Source organism: Methylobacterium bullatum, assembly GCF_014845095.1.
Classification (GTDB): domain Bacteria; phylum Pseudomonadota; class Alphaproteobacteria; order Rhizobiales; family Beijerinckiaceae; genus Methylobacterium; species Methylobacterium bullatum.
Genome location: NZ_NKUG01000213.1, coordinates 1 through 629 on the forward strand (window position 1 = coordinate 1; position 629 = coordinate 629).

The following is a 629-nucleotide window of genomic DNA, read 5'->3' on the forward strand; positions in this document are numbered from 1 at the left end:
TCCTGCGCGTCCGCCCCGCCTTGGCGGGCCAGCGTCAGCGTGGCGCCGGCATAGTCGCCCAGACCGCCGTTCAGCGCGTCGAGGTCGACATCGGAGAGGGTGACGTCTGTGTCGAGGCGAACGCTGTTGCCGTTCTCTGTGAAAGCGACCGTGCCGCCGAGCGAGCTCTGCAGGTTGAACGAGGTGTCGAGACTGCCGTCCGCGTTGTAGCGCACCACCGCGAAGTCGTAACCGGTGCCGCTACCCTGGCCATAGCCCGCGACGACGATCTTGCCGTCCGCTTGGACGGTGACGCTCTGACCAGTGTCCGAGCCGGTGCCGACCGAGGTGAGGATCTTGCCGCCCGTGCCGAAGCCGGTGTCGAGGCTGCCGTCCGCGTTGTAGCGCACCACCGCGAAGTCGTTGCTGGTACCGGCGCTGAAACCTTGGCCCGCGACGACGATTTTGCCGTCCGCCTGAACCGTGACGCTGTAGGCATAGTCTGCCGACGGGCCCATGCTGATCGGGGTGAGGATCTTGCCACTCGAGCCGAAGGTGGTATCGAGGCTGCCGTTCGCGTTGTAGCGCACCATCGCGAAGTCTGTGCCGCTGTAGAAGCCGGTGCCGTACCCCGCGACGACGATCTTGCC

General features: G+C 66.5%; 1 pseudogene. It reads right to left on the reverse strand.

Annotated elements, in window-relative coordinates:
• A pseudogene (locus MBTS_RS22140) lies at window positions 1-629 on the reverse strand (hypothetical protein); the annotation flags it as partial.